This window comes from Halopseudomonas sp. (assembly GCF_047631575.1).
In the GTDB taxonomy this organism is placed as follows: domain Bacteria; phylum Pseudomonadota; class Gammaproteobacteria; order Pseudomonadales; family Pseudomonadaceae; genus Halopseudomonas.
Window position 1 is genome coordinate 347,568 of sequence record NZ_JBLIAB010000002.1, and the last position, 14,816, is coordinate 362,383.

General features: G+C 52.3%; 17 protein-coding genes. 11 read left to right on the forward strand and 6 right to left on the reverse strand.

From position 1 onward, the window contains the following. Positions 1-2: 2 nt before the first annotated feature. The 4 genes from ACJAXR_RS05655 to ACJAXR_RS05670 all read left to right on the forward strand — a co-directional run bounded on the left by ACJAXR_RS05655 (position 3) and on the right by ACJAXR_RS05670 (position 3,348). Positions 3-593, forward strand: coding sequence for a Swt1 family HEPN domain-containing protein (locus ACJAXR_RS05655; protein WP_415057274.1), 591 nt, complete (start codon positions 3-5; stop codon positions 591-593). Between the two features lie 309 nt (positions 594-902). Beyond that, positions 903-1,907, forward strand: a complete 1,005-nt coding sequence (locus tag ACJAXR_RS05660) for a hypothetical protein (protein WP_415057275.1) — start codon at positions 903-905, stop codon at positions 1,905-1,907. Between the two features lie 149 nt (positions 1,908-2,056). Next, positions 2,057-2,827: a uracil-DNA glycosylase gene (locus ACJAXR_RS05665; protein WP_415057276.1), complete on the forward strand. Its 771-nt coding sequence runs from the start codon at positions 2,057-2,059 to the stop codon at positions 2,825-2,827. Positions 2,828-2,865: 38 nt separating this feature from the next. Next, positions 2,866-3,348: a DUF6998 domain-containing protein gene (locus ACJAXR_RS05670; RefSeq protein ID WP_415057277.1), complete on the forward strand. Its 483-nt coding sequence runs from the start codon at positions 2,866-2,868 to the stop codon at positions 3,346-3,348. A gap of 26 nt (positions 3,349-3,374) precedes the next feature. Here ACJAXR_RS05670 and ACJAXR_RS05675 read toward each other — a convergent pair whose 3' ends face one another. Beyond that, positions 3,375-4,232: a toxic anion resistance protein gene (locus ACJAXR_RS05675; protein WP_415057278.1), complete on the reverse strand. Its 858-nt coding sequence runs from the start codon at positions 4,230-4,232 to the stop codon at positions 3,375-3,377. Positions 4,233-4,345: 113 nt separating this feature from the next. On the opposite strand from ACJAXR_RS05675, the gene ACJAXR_RS05680 reads away from it, so the two are divergent. Both ACJAXR_RS05680 and ACJAXR_RS05685 read left to right on the forward strand, forming a co-directional pair. Further along, positions 4,346-5,191 carry an REP-associated tyrosine transposase gene (locus ACJAXR_RS05680; protein WP_415057279.1) on the forward strand — a complete coding sequence of 282 codons (846 nt, stop codon included), beginning with the start codon at positions 4,346-4,348 and terminating at the stop codon, positions 5,189-5,191. Between the two features lie 47 nt (positions 5,192-5,238). Then, entirely contained in the window at positions 5,239-5,529 is a 291-nt protein-coding gene (locus tag ACJAXR_RS05685) for a DUF1330 domain-containing protein (RefSeq protein ID WP_415057280.1), read from the forward strand. Positions 5,530-5,556: 27 nt separating this feature from the next. Here ACJAXR_RS05685 and ACJAXR_RS05690 read toward each other — a convergent pair whose 3' ends face one another. Both ACJAXR_RS05690 and ACJAXR_RS05695 read right to left on the reverse strand, forming a co-directional pair. Next, entirely contained in the window at positions 5,557-5,880 is a 324-nt protein-coding gene (locus ACJAXR_RS05690; RefSeq protein ID WP_415057281.1) for a hypothetical protein, read from the reverse strand. A 57-nt stretch (positions 5,881-5,937) separates the two neighbouring features. Next, positions 5,938-6,903 (reverse strand): sulfite exporter TauE/SafE family protein, encoded by a 966-nt coding sequence (locus ACJAXR_RS05695; RefSeq protein WP_415057282.1) that lies wholly within the window; start codon positions 6,901-6,903, stop codon positions 5,938-5,940. Between the two features lie 395 nt (positions 6,904-7,298). Here ACJAXR_RS05695 and ACJAXR_RS05700 point away from each other — a divergent pair, with 395 nt between their 5' ends. Beyond that, positions 7,299-8,168: an acyl-CoA thioesterase gene (locus tag ACJAXR_RS05700; RefSeq protein WP_415057283.1), complete on the forward strand. Its 870-nt coding sequence runs from the start codon at positions 7,299-7,301 to the stop codon at positions 8,166-8,168. 125 nt (positions 8,169-8,293) lie between these two features. Here ACJAXR_RS05700 and ACJAXR_RS05705 read toward each other — a convergent pair whose 3' ends face one another. Beyond that, a complete protein-coding gene (locus tag ACJAXR_RS05705) occupies positions 8,294-9,355 on the reverse strand; it encodes a cytochrome b (protein WP_415057284.1) in 1,062 nt (353 codons plus the stop codon). Positions 9,356-9,569: 214 nt separating this feature from the next. On the opposite strand from ACJAXR_RS05705, the gene ACJAXR_RS05710 reads away from it, so the two are divergent. The 3 genes from ACJAXR_RS05710 to ACJAXR_RS05720 all read left to right on the forward strand — a co-directional run bounded on the left by ACJAXR_RS05710 (position 9,570) and on the right by ACJAXR_RS05720 (position 11,686). Continuing rightward, positions 9,570-10,517, forward strand: coding sequence for a LysR family transcriptional regulator (locus ACJAXR_RS05710; protein ID WP_415057285.1), 948 nt, complete (start codon positions 9,570-9,572; stop codon positions 10,515-10,517). Continuing rightward, the gene (locus ACJAXR_RS05715; RefSeq protein ID WP_415057286.1) at positions 10,514-10,699 is read left to right on the forward strand and encodes a hypothetical protein; all 186 of its coding nucleotides are present in this window, start codon (positions 10,514-10,516) and stop codon (positions 10,697-10,699) included. The genes ACJAXR_RS05710 and ACJAXR_RS05715 overlap by 4 nt, the downstream gene beginning before the upstream one ends. Positions 10,700-10,783: 84 nt before the next feature. Then, positions 10,784-11,686 (forward strand): GGDEF domain-containing protein, encoded by a 903-nt coding sequence (locus tag ACJAXR_RS05720; protein WP_415057287.1) that lies wholly within the window; start codon positions 10,784-10,786, stop codon positions 11,684-11,686. A 130-nt stretch (positions 11,687-11,816) separates the two neighbouring features. Here ACJAXR_RS05720 and ACJAXR_RS05725 read toward each other — a convergent pair whose 3' ends face one another. Both ACJAXR_RS05725 and ACJAXR_RS05730 read right to left on the reverse strand, forming a co-directional pair. Then, positions 11,817-12,944, reverse strand: a complete 1,128-nt coding sequence (locus tag ACJAXR_RS05725; RefSeq protein WP_415057288.1) for a zinc-binding dehydrogenase — start codon at positions 12,942-12,944, stop codon at positions 11,817-11,819. 306 nt (positions 12,945-13,250) lie between these two features. Then, positions 13,251-13,631 carry a winged helix-turn-helix transcriptional regulator gene (locus tag ACJAXR_RS05730; protein ID WP_415057289.1) on the reverse strand — a complete coding sequence of 127 codons (381 nt, stop codon included), beginning with the start codon at positions 13,629-13,631 and terminating at the stop codon, positions 13,251-13,253. Positions 13,632-13,732: 101 nt separating this feature from the next. Here ACJAXR_RS05730 and ACJAXR_RS05735 point away from each other — a divergent pair, with 101 nt between their 5' ends. Next, positions 13,733-14,779, forward strand: coding sequence for an SDR family oxidoreductase (locus ACJAXR_RS05735; protein WP_415057290.1), 1,047 nt, complete (start codon positions 13,733-13,735; stop codon positions 14,777-14,779). Positions 14,780-14,816 lie beyond the last annotated feature (37 nt).

Here is a 14,816-nt window from a genome sequence, read left to right on the forward strand (position 1 = left end):
GTATGGACACTTCAAGCAATCTTTTAAAGCTATTCGGAATGTCCAACCAACTAATCCTACATGAACTGGACAAGATTGAGACCGAAAAGGATATAGTTCTCGACCATAAAATTGATAAAGCAGCTGAGAAGGATGAAAAATATTATCCCCAATTTGAAGCAGAAGTTAGATTAAAAGCGAGGGAAATGGCGCAGCACTACGAGACATTTTATTGCCTAGAAGTATCAATACGAACCTTGATCACGGAAATGCTTCAGGAGAAAGCGGGACCCACTTGGTGGAAGAATGAGGAAATAGTCCCAAAGGTTGTCCAGGACGGTGTGCAAAATCGAGTGAGAAGAGAGCTAGACTCTGGTATCAGCCGAAGATCAGATGACCCAATCGATTACACAAATTTTGGAGAGCTGGGCGAAATAATTAAAAGAAATTGGGATACTTTTGGTTCTATTTTCAATAGCCCAAAAGGAGTAGAGCGGGTTCTTTCTAGCTTGAACACATTACGTGGTCCGATAGCGCACTGCAGCCAACTGGCCGAAGACGAGGTACTCCGTTTAACGCTAAGTGTGAGAGATTGGTTTCGACTGATGAGCTAATATTTATACTTTTAAATTAGCTGCTTAGATCGACGAGAAAAACTGGGGTCAAGTCTTGCCTTTTGCCCAGGTGCAAAAGGCAAGACTTGACCCTGATTATTTTGATTATGATTATGCGAGTCATTCTATCCATACCAACTAGTCAAAAGAAGCAACCACATCAGGCATCTAAATTTTAGAAGCCTCGTAACTTGCTTGTCTTTCCAGTCAACATATCTTATCTTACGCAACTCCAAAGCCTTAACAGTATAATTATAGATTAAAAAATATTTGCATCCGAGAAGATTCATAAAACTTATAGGAATTCAGATGACCGAGATAATTGAACACAGGGATAGCGGTAATGGCGACAACCAAGGTGACGTCATCTCAATAGGCAACGAGCAAGCATCTATTTCCTTAAAAGTTTATCAAGACATTTACCACCAAATCACAGGACGAACCGAGCAGATCCGACAAAGGTACACTGACAACATTCTTTTAGATTTTTCCGAGATAGAACAGCTGCATTTTAAGGTTATGCAGCTTTGCGAAGTTCACACCGTTATTGCTAAAAACGAGGTGATCTCGGTTTTTCATGAAAAAGAGAGGAAAGAGCAATTCACTTCGTTTGAGCGGTTTAAAACCTACAATTCCAATACCACCAAGCCAACTGTAAACATAGTATTAAGATACAATTTTTCAATCTTACTTCCAGACCGAAGACAGCCTCAGGAATACATTGTTACCGTCAGATTGACATCACGCGTAGCCATGTTACACGCGATGGAAGACGAAGTTCCATCGTTCATGAGGGGTCGCTTCTTAGGGCTCGCCACTATGCATACTGCGGAGGTATCAGTAGAGTATGCAGATTATGTCGTTGCTCGTAGCTTCCTTGAGGCTTTTGATGAGTGGATCGAAGGGTGTCAATCCACACCAAAAAACAAGCTATTGGAATTCGCTCAAGAGTACTCACATTTAATTCCTAAAACGCTGCAGCTCGGGCTTGCAGCGATTGTTATTTACTTTTGCATCCAAGAGTCCCCCGCTTTTCTTTCTAGCGGCGCACCAGAAGACTGGGGTCGTTTTTTTATAGTTTTTGGAGCTGCTTTTTACTTTGTGACGTCGCTCTCAAGCAGCGCAGGCCGGATAATTGAGAAAGCACTGGACAACATCCAACAAATATCCTACCTAAAATTAAATAAGGGCGATGAAAAACTAATATTAAAGTTCTCAGATCGAAACCGAACGACGCTTTGGAAATTTGCATCAGGTTGCGTACTAACAATTATTTTAGGCGTTGTATCTTCGAAATTGGCGGGATTAATATAGAAAAACAGTGGAAATTAATTGGGGTCAGATGAACATTAATTCGAGCAGTTCAAGCCAAAGTGTGCTGCCAATTTAAATCAAGAGCTTCATCAACATAGCGCAGCCATCTAAACCAGGGAAAATATAAAAGGGGAGGTAATTGGGGTCAGATGAGCATTTATCGAAAATCTTTATCTGACCCCAATTTCTCTCCTATCGTCCTTTTGGAGGGTTGCTTGGAAAAGGGGACAGATTTATTTAATCGCTTCCTAGCAGCGATATCGGGTAATTTTGATTCATCCTCAGGAGAAGCAATGGACTGCCCGAAGCTATTAAGTGACGTCATGGCTGTGCAAGCACGGTTATCGCAGGTCCACGATGCACACATGGCTCAACTCACGAGCTTCGTTCATCGTCTTCGCTCAAGCATGGGACCTGAAGCAGCCATTCCGTATATGGATCCATGGGACGCTGGCGTTGATGCTGAGGTCTTGTTTTTGCTAGAAGCACCAGGGCCCAAAGCCAGAAATTCCGGGTTTGTCTCGATGAACAACCCGGATGAAACAGCGAAGAATATCTTCATTACTGCTCAAGACGCAGGAGTGGTACGCAAGCGAATCCTTCTGTGGAATACGGTGCCTTGGTATATAGGCTCAGGCCGAAAAATCCGCCCTGCCAATTCAGCCGACATTGCCGCAGGCATTCCGTCCCTCAACGAACTGCTCCAGCTTCTCCCGCAGTTGCGCGCCATCGTACTGATCGGTAGCAAGGCGCAGAAAGCTCTCACGCATATCCAAAATAACGCGCCGCACCTTAAAATATTCTTGAGCCCGCATCCAAGCCCGATGTTCGTTAATCGAAAGCCTGAAAACCGCGAAAATCTGCTCGGGTGCTGGCGCGACGTGGGGGCCTTTCTGCGACATAGTGACAGCCAGGTCTGATGACACCCCACTTCACCCCAGCCGAGCCGTAAACCTCAATGATTGATCACAACAAACTCCAGAGCCTGGTCAAACAGCTTTATGCAGCCGTCCATGAGCTGGAGGCGATGTTTCCTGGCAGGCACTTCACGCCTGATGGCCATATGGTGGGCAGCCTGGGTGAGTGTCTGGTGGCCGATGCTTACTGCCTGCAGCTTAGGGGGGCTTCGAACAAAGGCTATGACGCTGTAGCCGAGGATGACCGGCAAGTGGAAATCAAAGCGACGCTAGGTAAGTCAGTGGCGTTCCGAAGCAAGCCCGAGCATGCCATTATCATCAAGATTCTGCCCGACGGCACATTTGAAGAGATTTACAACGGGCCAGGGGCAAGAGTCTGGGAGCAGTTCAAAGGCAAGCGTTTGCCTAGCAATGGGCAGTTTCAGGTTTCACTGACGGTACTCCGCCGGCTGTATCAACTGGTGGCTGAGCCAGACCGCGTACCCCGCGTTGCCAAACCGGATGCAGCGCCTTACTCCGATTGAGCAGCAGGGCACCAGGGTCAGATACCCTAGCCCGGCTGCTGTGTGCTGCTTGCCTGCGCCGCCCGCAGCGCTTGCTTCAACTCGGTCTCGCACGTGATCAGCTGCTTCTCAGCCTCGACCCGCTGAAGTCGGCCGTCGTTGGCGATGCGCAGCGCGTCGTCGATGGTGGCGATGAGTGCGTCGTTGGCCTGCTTCACAGACTCGATGTCGACCACGCCGCGCTCGACCTGGGTGCGAATGACTTCACTGGAGGTTCGCAGCGCGTCGGCATTCGACGTCAGCAACTCGTTGGTGAGGTCGGTGGCCTGCTTCAAGGTGGTGCCGGCTTCCATCGAGCGCGCGATGGTCACGGCCATGGCCAGCTGCTGGCGCCACAGCGGAATGGTGTTGGCCATGGTTGAGCCGATCTTGCTCACCAGAGCCTTGTCGTTCTCCTGCACCAGACGGATGGACGGCAGGCTCTGCATGGTCACCTGGCGGGTGAGTTTCAGGTCGTGGACGCGGCGTTCCAGATCGTCGCGCTTGGCGCGCAGATCACGCAGCGCCTGAGCCTGCAGCATTTCGCCGCTGCTCTCAGCGTCGCTGGCAAGAGCCGGCAGGGTCTCTTCGTCAAGGCGGCGCAGCGCTTCCTCTCCGGCGGCGATGTACACCGCCAGCGTCTGGAAGTACGCCAGCGTTTTATCATAGAGCCGATCGAGCATGCCGATGTCCTTCATCAGCGCGCTGGTGTGGTCATCGAGGCGATTGCTGATGGCGTCGATGTGGCCGCGCACCTCTTCGTACTGCTGCAGGATGCGGGCGATGGGCCGGGCCCGGCCAAGCAGGCGCGCCAGAAAGCCGCGCTTGCGTTTCGGATCGAGCTCCTCCAACGGAAAGCCGCGCAAGGTCGAACGGAACCAGGGTCAGGTCTTGCCTTTTGCTCTCCCCCGCATCGGTGATTGCCCGGAGCTGAAATTTTAGGCAATCTCGTTCCCTTTCCTACCAAAGGAGCCAAGGAATGGCCCGACCCCTTCGACTGGAATTTGCCGGAGCGCTTTATCACATCACGGCGCGGGGCGACCGGCGTGAACCGATTTACGAAGATGACCAAGATCGTATTGGGTTCCTTGGATTGCTTGGCGAAGTCAGCCAGCAGCACAACTGGCTGTGTCATGCTTATTGCTTGATGGGCAATCATTATCACCTTCTGGTTGAGACACCAGACGGTAATCTCTCCCGTGGTATGCGACAACTGAACGGTGTCTATACCCAAAAGCACAATCGACAGCACGGCCGGGTGGGCCATGTCTTTCAGGGTCGCTACAAAGCCATCCTGGTCGAAAAGGAAAGCTACTTGCTAGAGCTGGCCAGGTACATTGTCTTGAACCCGGTACGAGCCCAGATGGTACATACTGCCGTCGAGTGGCCGTGGAGTAGTTATCGCGTGACGGTGGGGCTCGAGTCAGCGCTGGCTGGTGTTTATGTAGATTGGATACTCGCCGCTTTTGGCGATGATCGCGGTAAGGCTATTGACGAGTACAAACGGTTCGTCGCCACTGGGAAGGGATTGCCAAGCCCTTGGCAGGAACTGAAAAATCAGATCTACATGGGCAGCGAGCAGTTTGTCGCCGATATGCAACAGGGAATCGATTTAGCACAAAGGCTGGATGAGTTTCCAGCCAGTCAACATAGACCTCCGCCACTGCCCCTTGCTCACTACGCTTCGGCAGCGGCGGATCGAGACGAAGCGATCTTGCAGGCTTATCAGAGTGGTGGCTACACCTTGCAAGCTATCGGCAACCACTTTGGCTTGCACTATTCCAGGGTAAGCCGGATTGTCAGCAGGGCAAGAAGCAAGACCTGACCCTTGTCACGATACTAAAATCAAAACACCATCAGGAGATATACACCATGTCCGTTTATATAATTGCTAGATTTAAAATTCATGATCGTAGCGAATATGATAAATATGAAGCTGGCTTCTCAGAGGTCTTCAAAAAATTCGACGGCAAGCTGTTGAGTGTTGACGAAGATCCGACGGTATTAATGGGCGAATGGGATGATACCCGGTCGGTGATTATTGAGTTCCCATCAAAAAAGTCGGCTTTAGCTTGGATGACATCTGCTGAGTATCAAGCTATAGCGAAACACCGTAATGCCGGAAGTACAGCGAACTCTATATTAGTGAAGGGATTAGAATAATTACAGTAACTGGGGTCAGATGAGCATTTATGGAAAATCTTTATCTGACCCCAATTTCTCCGACCTCCGCCACGGCCCCTTGCTCACTACGCTTCGGCAGCGGCGGATCGAGAGGAAGCGATCTTGCAGGCTGATCAGAGTGGTGGCTACACCTTGCAAGTTATTGGCAACCACTTTGGCTTGCACTATTCCAGGATAAGCCGGGTTTTCAGCAGGGCAATAAGCAAGACCTGACCCCATTTTTTCCAGGGCAATAATCAAGACCTGACCCCAGTTTTTTGCCGCCAGTTTTTTGCCAGTTTTTCGGTTTTGGCCAAAGCGGCGATGGACTGCTGCCGGTTTCCCGGACACTTCTCGCCTCTCCAGATAGAGCACCTGCCAGGATCGCCTCGGCTTATATGACTCGACTTATATGAAGAGTGCCTTGTACAAATTGAATACAGATATACCGCTAATCAGTAATCCTACCAAAAACAACAATGTTCTGGTCGAGAACCTTTTGCACGCGTAAGCGGCAAAGGGTGCGGCGAACAAACCACCCACTATCAAGCCTGCGACCACATGCCAGATGGTTTCATCGACCAAGATATACAGCGATGCTGCGCTGGTCAGTGTCAGGAAAAATTCGGCGAAGTTCACTGATCCAATCGTCGTGCGTGGATCATGGCCTGTACCGACCAGTGTGGTGGTAACCACGGGGCCCCAACCGCCACCGCCCGAGGTATCTACAAATCCGCCCAGCAGCGCGAGTTTAGCCACATGTTTTGGTTCACCTGTCCGCTTTGCTATGTGTTTCCGGAAGGCTTTGCTCAAAACATAAGCACCCATCAACAACAGATAGGCGGTGATAAAGGGTTTCAGTGTGCTGCCATCAATTTGCGTAACAAGCACCGCGCCAAGTACACCGCCGACAATGCCGGGACCTAGCAGGCGAACAAATAATTTTTTATCGACGTTGCCGAATTTGGCGTGCGATACACCCGATACGCCGGTAGTGAAGACTTCAGCCATGTGTACTGATGCCGTAGCTAGCGCCGGCGATGCGCCGGTCGCGAGTAAAAAGCTGGTAGAAGTGAGTCCATAAGCCATACCGAGTGCGCCATCGACCACCTGCGCAAGCAGACCAACCAGCAATGCGTTCCAGAACATAGGGTCGTGCAAGGCAGTTTTAATGGTCGCGACACCCTCGCCCCAACTGCCACCAAACACCTGTGCTGCTCCAAGAGCGACAAGTCCAAGCAGTGTCAGTATTGCAAACCAGACTGCGGTCCGAATAACGGGATGCAGGGGGATTTGTTCTATCGGAGGTATTCCGAGCGCCTCGTGTTCCTGGTTAATGGGGTTGTCGGATAAATCGAGATCACGAATTTTCATTGTGGCGCATGTCCGTGCGAATCTTAGGTCAGCGTATGCTATTGAAACCGAAGGATTCTGAGAAATACCATTGAGCTATCAGCATATAACTAAATATATCAGTATATTTATTTTTTTATAACTATATAGAGCTGATGTCAGGTCTTGCCTTTTGCCCTCCCCCGCATCGGTGATTGCCCGGCGTTGTGGTTAAACAGTAACTGGGTGCAAGTGGCCCGGCAGAGAGTCAAAAGATTTAATGCCCATATGATCCCAACTACCCTATTCCTGCCAGATTTAAACTTCCTTGTGGCTACATATTAGCTCGGTAGTGACATGAGATTCAGCACAGCCAGTCTGTGATAAAGTTCCGCTCCGTCGAATTCGCCCTCCCATTGGCACGAGACCTTGACTCTATGAACGAACCGAAACGGAAGACCCTGCTGTCCGATCTGCTGGTCGTAGACCAGATCGACGAGACCCGATTCATTGGGCATCGCCGTGAGGGCGATCACGGCCGCATCTTCGGCGGCGAGGTACTGGCCCAGGCGCTGATAGCGGCTTCCAACACTGTGGCTCCTGAAAAACAGGTGCATTCGGCCCACAACTATTTCATGCGCCCCGGCGACAGCGACCTGCCGATCCATTATGAAGTCTTCGCCGACCTGGACGGTCGTAGCTTCAGCAACCGCCGAGTCGTCGCCCGGCAGAACGACAAGCCGGTCTTCAGCTTGACGGCTTCGTTTCAGGCTCTCGAATCAGGACTGGCCCATCAGCAACCGCGGCCAGATGCGCAGGGCCCGGAGGGCTTGCCCAATGAGCAGGATCTCGCCCGGACCCATGCCGACCAGCTTCCTGAAAAGCTCTACAAGGCTCTGATCCGGGAACGCCCCTTCGAGGTACGCCCGGTTAATGGTGAGGCGAGCTTTATGACCGTCGAACCAACAGACCAGCAGAAGACGTGGTTTCGCTGTCGCGAGTCAATAGGGAGCCACGCGGCATTGCAGCGTGCCATTCTGGCCTACGCATCGGATCTATCCCTGCTCAGCACCTGCTTGCGGCCCCATGGAATGACCTGGCGCCATTCTCAAATACGTTCTGCGAGCATCGATCACGCAGTCTGGTTCCACGCCGCCGAGATTCGAACAGAGGACTGGATGCTGTATGTTATGGAGAGCCCCTGGTCCGGTGCCTCGCGCGGACTCAACCGAGGCAGTATCTTTACCCAGGATGGGCAGCTGGTCGCTTCGGTGGCGCAGGAAGGCCTGATCAGAATGGTGGAGTGAGCTCCATAGGTGGCCAATCACAATGGCAGTCTCAGCATTAATAGGATCAGGGAATTAATTGGGGTCAGATGAACATTTCCCATTGTTACGCTCGATTTCTCTGACCCCAATGTCTGTAACTGCCGTCAGCCCACCATGCGCTTGAACGCAGCGCTATGCTTGTCCACAAAGTGATGTTTTAAAGCGCCCAGGATATGCGCACCTAAAATGAGATACAGCAAGTAAGGCAGCAGGTACTTATGCAGGGTGCCCCAAATGAGGGTCGCGGTATCGCTGGGCGCCCATAGCGGCTCCAATTCCCAGATAAAAAAGAAAGTGGGATAACCATGGAAGCTGGTCATAACGAATCCGGTGACCGGTATCGCAATCATCATGCCGTACAGAGCGATATGCACCCCGTGCGCGAGTTTACGCTCGTAGGGCTTGAGCGATGGATCCAATTCAGGGCGTTTCGACATCCGGTTCCATAATAAGCGGATGAGCAGCAAAGCAAAGACAACGACGCCCAGGGTTTTATGCACCACATAGTAGGCATTTCGATACTCGGTGCCTTCGGGAATAATAGAAGCGAAAATCCCCATCGGTATAAGCGCCAGAAAGAGTATTGCTATCGTCCAGTGCAGGAAGCGAGATACACGTCCGTAGCGCTGCTTCTCATTGTCTACTGATAAAACCAGTGTCTTGTTACTGGCAAACTGCCTGCGGGCAACAAACAGTAAAAACAATCCAGCCAGCAAGGCAATACTGCCTTGCATCCAGAGCAAAGCGGGTTTGGCTGAGTCTAGAGGTGTTTGGTTCGGTTTGGGGTTTTCCAAGAACCCTGAGCCAATCACAAACCAAAAAAACCAGCAAGCTACAGCCAGACAACCGGATGCAGCCAAGACGCTCCCAAACCCTCGCACGATTGGTGCTTTATAATTAAATGCCCAGGCGGTGGTAATCGATAGCAGAAGAATCGCCAGGGCCGTCCAACTGTCAATATCTCCGGCTATTCGTGGCGAAGGTCCATTGCCACCTACCGCCAAATTGATAGCATTCTCGGCATGGCCGATAGTCGGCCACACCAGAGTCGTAAACAATACGAGGGAAGCCATAACGTAAGGCGTGAGCTTTTTCAGCAATTCAGGTACCTGGACCAGGTGATCTGGCATCGCAAAACCGTCAATATTGACGCGCTTCTTGATCAACGGTACGAACAGATCTGGCTTGATAGCGTCGCCATAAGGACGGGCAACGAGTTGGATGCTTATAACGGTGCTCATGGGCGTCTCCGATTTTTATCTCGAGCGTGAGGTAGGCATTATTCCTGACCTATTCACCTATAAAAACGGCTAATTATGAGTAATACTATTGCTATAAAAACAATAGCAACGATATGACGGATCAAACCCAGGAAGCCTCATGGATCAGCTCAAAGCGCTGCGCTACTTCTGCAAGGTAGTGGAAACCAGCAGTTTCACCCAAGCCGCAAAGGCCTTCTCAGTCCCACCGTCGTCGTTGTCGAGGCGTGTTGCCGACTTGGAGGGTAGCCTCGGGGCAAACCTGTTAAAGCGGACGACTCGCGTGGTGCAGCCTACCGAGATCGGCAAGGTGTACTACGCGCAAGTGCAGGACATACTGCATCAGCTAGACCAGAGTGACGAAGCCGTGCGTAGCTACCAGGCAAGGCCAATGGGCCAGCTGCGCATTAGCGCGATGGCCGGCTTTGGTGAAAGCAAGGTGCTTCCCTTACTCGACGAATTCAAGACCCTGTTTCCGGAGATCATCCTGGATGTAAGTCTCACCGATGAACTGATGACGCTGGGCAGGGATGAGGTCGACATCGCCATCCGCGGTGGGTACGCGCCGAATGAGCGCGTACAGGCAATCCGACTCATGGACAATGAATTCATTCCGGTTGCGTCGCCCTCCTATATACAGAAGATGGGAGTCCCAGAGTCCGTATTGGAACTACGCAACCATAAAGGCCTGTATTTTCGTACGCCGACTGGCCCAAACCCCTGGCTTTGTAAGATCGAAGACGAGTGGCGCGATGTTTCGGCGCCAGCATTCGCGATTTCCAACAATGGCCAGTGGCTAGGACAACAAGCGGTTGCCGGGAAAGGGATCATGATGGCGCCGCGCTGGTCGCTAGCCCCCTTCCTGGAAGACGGATCGCTGTGTGAAGTGATTCTCGATCACCCCTTGCATGTGACGCAGAATCCCCGACTGGCAATTTTCCTTCTTTATCAGAAGCACCGTTATCATGTGCCGAAGGTCAAAGTGGCAGTTGATTTTTTGGTTGCGCGGTTACGCCGTATTGATCTGCCAACCGGTGGCGTCCATTCGCGGTTAAATGGGGTCAGATGAACATTAATTCCCAAGCGGAGCGCCAATCCTCCCATCGCACGTTGTTCAAGAGAGTGTTTCCTGACGATCAGGTCGAGGCGATACGCACCACCACGCTCAGCGGCTTGGCTCTGGGTAACGAGAGGTTCAAGCGTGAAATAGAAGCCCTGTGCGCGCGATCAGTAAGCGCGGGGAAACCATGAAGTCGGTAGGGGGCGACGTATCTTTTAACGTGTGCTCGTATTCAGGATAATGTATAGCCTTGAAAACCATTAAAGGCCATGGTGATGATTGATATCCAGCAAATGGGTGCTGTTCTAGATGCCTTGCCGGATCCTGTTTTTATATTGTCTCGCAGTGGCAAATACGTTGCGGTGTTTGGCGGCAGCGATGCCCGTTATTACCATGACGGCAGCGGGCTGGTCGGGAAATATATTTCTGATTTGGTCAAAACCGACAAAGCCGATTGGTTCCTCGCACAGATAGAACGGGCGCTCGAATCCAGAACGCTCTTGATTGTAGAGTACGAGCTCGGCAATAAAGACGTCAAGGGTTTGCCCGATGAGGGGCCTGATCAGCCGATCTGGTTTGAGGGTCGCATTCAGGCGCTTGAATTTCTGATCGATGATGAGCCTGTGGTTCTCTGGGTCGCAAGTAATATTTCTGAACGGCACGAGATGGAAATCAGGTTGCGGGAGCTGAGCGACACAGACCAGCTGACGAGCCTTTTCAACCGCCGGAAGCTGGAGCGTGACCTAGCGCTCCACTATGAAACCTTTACGCGCCATGCTGTACCGTCCTCCATCCTGATGTTTGATTTGGACAACCTTAAAAGCATCAATGACTCTAAGGGGCATCATGTTGGCGATGAAATGATTCTGGTAGTGGCCAACACCTGCCTTTCAGAACAGCGTAAAGCCGACATTGTTTACCGCTTAGGGGGCGATGAGTTTGTTATCTGTCTTCCCAATACCGAATCAGATCGGGCATTGCAGTTTGCGGAGCGCCTGCAGACGGTCTTCAGACAAGAATTGAAGCGTTTTTCGGTGGGTAACATCGTTGCAACAGTTAGCCTGGGTGTTGCAACCATGCTGCCTGAAGACCACTCCTATGAGGACACCCTCAAACGAGCCGATGGCGCTCTTTACCAGGCCAAAGCGCTGGGTAAAGACAAAATCGTGTCGGTATGAACAAGCCTGCGGGTAATGGGGGTCAAAGAAATAAATATCCATTTGACTCCAATTAACTCCCTTTCATGCAGGCGCTGGAGCCAGTCTGACTCCAGCGCTCTACAACGGCCTTGCGGCCACACGCCAAACCTTAGCTCTGGGGCTTGATCAGGAATTTCTCACCGGTTGCCTGTTTGCCGTAAACCGCCATCGATTCCAATTTTAACGCACCGGCCAAGGATACTTCGTGAGTATAGTGACTGGCGAATGTGGTTTTGATCTCGGCGGCTATGCGTTTGCGCATGGCGGTGGTGGTTTCGTTACCCAGTTTTCCTAACGCATTAAACAATAAGAAACCGTTCACACCCCAGGCAAAACCAAAGGTGCGGTTTAGCGTAACGGGGCCGCGATCAAGGCCGCCATAGATATACACCTGTTTGAAGATGGTGGATCCATACACGCTGTATTCAGTGATGTCGCGCGAGACGGCGGCTTCCATACAGGTGAGAATATCGCTAGCCAACTTACCGCCACCAATAGGGTCGAACGCAATAGTGGCGCCGGTTTCGATCAATGCTTGGGTCAGGTCTGCCATAAAGCTGTCGCTACTGGAGTTGACCACGTATTTGGCACCGATGCCGCGCAGCAATGCTTCCTGTTCCGGCTTGCGGACGATATTGACCAGGTCGATGCCGTCGGCGATACAGATGCGGTTGAGCATTTGTCCGAGGTTGGAGGCGGCGGCAGCGTGAACGATAGCCTTGTGGCCTTCGGCGCGCATGGTTTCTACCATGGCCAATGCAGTAAGCGGATTAACAAAGCTGGAAGCGGCTTCGACTGGAGTGGTACCCGGCTCCAGTTCCAGACAGCTTTGCACATTGGCACAGAGGTATTTGCGGTAACTACCACCGCCAATGAACGCAACGGTTTTACCCATCAGGCTTTGCGCAGCGGCTGATGAGCCGGCAGCGACGACGGTTCCGGCACCTTCGTTGCCTACGGGTATGGCCTTGCCAACCCGCTTTTTAACAGCGCCCATGAATTTGGCGGGGACGTCGGCACTGATGACCGGACGATCGGCGCTACCGGATTGGCTGGCAGTCGTCATATCCGCCGCGCTGAACATCACACCCAGGTCAGACGGGTTGATAGGCGCGGCTTCGATGCGGATGACCACTTCGTTTTCGCCGGGCTGGGGGACTGCGATCTCGCGCAGGGCCAGTTCCAGTGTGTTGTTTTCGCTAATAGTGGAAATGAGTTCGATGTTGGTATCTGACATTTTGTGCTCCTGAAAAAGTTAAATGGTCTGGTACTTCGCTAAGCGGTGACACTGGATAAAATAAGGGGCTGGCCCCTAGTGCCTTGCTGATACGCGTCGCAGGACTATCTAATCATAGCGCTGATTGGTGCTAATCAAGGCTAAAACATAGCCATAGCGACCGATCACCATCGTTTATACCCCCCCAAAAATCCCTTTAAGGTCTACCAGCCCCCCTCAGATAGACCCACAAAAATAAACCGGGGTCAGTTAAAAAAATGAGTCGTATTTTCTGCGGAAAGTTTTCATCTGACCCCGATCAACCCGTCACCGTCTTCTGGACGTTTTGCGCGGCTGTAACTGATCCAGGGCGGTCGAATTATCCCTTGCCCAGTCGTAGATCATCTCGATGGGCTGAACCATAAGCTTGCCGAGTGGCGACAGGGCGTAGGTCACGGCGGGCGGGACGGTCTCCTCGACATGCCGCTCGACTAGCCCACTGGCTTCCAGCTCACGGAGTGTCTGAATCAGCATCTTCTTGGAGATGCCCGGTAAGGATCGGTGCAGTGATCCAGTGCGGGCTGCCCCATCATGGCGTGCATGGAGCGTATGAATAATCATGCTGGTCCACTTCGTGGAGAAGAGCTCGAGTACGCGTCGCGGTGCGCAATCTTCCAGCCATTTTTCTTCGTCTGATCCAGTCTGCATAGGGGTAGTTACCATTTGGTGCCGACTAGGATCGGCGTTCGAGAGCGTTTAAGGTGGCCACCTTTACCGTTTTGGGGGTTGGCGCATGAAAAAATCAAGCGTTGGTTGTCGGAGCCAGTGGCTTCATAGGTAGCGCAATGTCGCACCTGCTGGCAAAAGAAAACTGGGCAGTCGCGGGCCTTGCTCGCCGTCCAAACGCAATGGCAGGTGTTACCCCGGTCTGCGCCGATTTGCTGGACAAGGACGGCCTGGCAACGGCGTTGCAGGGACTTGAGCCGACCCATGTGTACCTGACGACCTGGGCTCGTCAGGCAAGCGAAGCAGAGAATATCAGGGTCAACGCCGAAATGGTTCGCAACCTGCTGGATGTCCTTCGCCCGGCAGGTTGCGTCCGCCATGTTGCCCTCTCCACCGGCCTCAAGCACTATCTGGGGCCGTTCGAGGCCTACGGTCAGGGCACTCTGCCGCAAACGCCGTTTCGTGAAGAGCAGGGCCGGCTGGATGTCGCCAACTTCTATTACGCCCAGGAGGATGAACTCTTCGCCGCTGCCGAGCGTGATGGCTTCACCTGGAGCGTCCATAGGCCGCACACTGTCACCGGCGTCGCTGTAGGTAACGCGATGAATATGGCGACCACACTGGCGGTGTACGCGGCTATCTGTCGCTTTACGGGTCGCCCCTTTCGCTTTCCCGGATCCGAAGTGCAATGGCGAAGCCTCACGGATATGACCGACGCCGCACAACTCTCACGGCATATGCTTTGGGCCTCCACCACGCCCGACGCGTCCAATGAAGCCTTCAATGTGGTGAACGGAGACGTGTTTCGCTGGCAGTGGATGTGGGCGCATATCGCGGACTGGTTCGGCATCGAGGCCGCGCCCTTCGACGGTACAATACTGCCCCTGGAGCAGCAGATGGCGGATGACGCGCAGATCTGGAAAAAGATGGTTGAGCAGTATGGTCTAGCCGAGTCGGATATCAATAAGTTGATTTCACCCTGGCATACCGATGCGGACCTGGGGCGCCCGATTGAAGTCGTGACTGACACGTCGAAAAGCCGGAAGCTGGGTTTTCTGGATTATCAGGCAAGCGATGAAGCGTTCTTCGACGTTTTCGAGCGCTTGCGTGCGGGCAAGCTCATTCCCTGAGGGGAGGCCATAGTGCCGGCCGGGCCTCATGTGTCGA